1 protein-coding gene is annotated in these 246 nt (G+C 72.4%); it reads left to right on the forward strand.

The window, feature by feature from the left end; translation table 11 throughout:
- Window positions 1-246: hypothetical protein (locus tag AC0IYH_RS33325; RefSeq protein ID WP_471838692.1), on the forward strand; the 246-nt coding region annotated here is incomplete at both ends.

Below are 246 nucleotides of genomic sequence, written 5' to 3' on the forward strand. Positions count from 1 at the left end.
CTGTACGTCATCGCGGTCTGGTGCTTCTGGCGTGCGAGCCTGACGCAAGGACGCTGGCCGGCGCTGATCGGTGGCGCGGCGCTCGGCTGGGCGGTGGTGGTCGAATATCAGGCGGTGCTGGCGGGCAGCGCCATCGCGCTTTGGGCGGTGTGGCGGGTGTGGCCGTCGCCGCGACGCTGGCTGCTGCTGGGGCTGGCCGCCACCGGCGGGGTCGTCGCGCTGCTGCCGTTGCCGCTCTATAACCTG

The organism is Pseudomonas sp. AC463, from assembly GCF_979253585.1.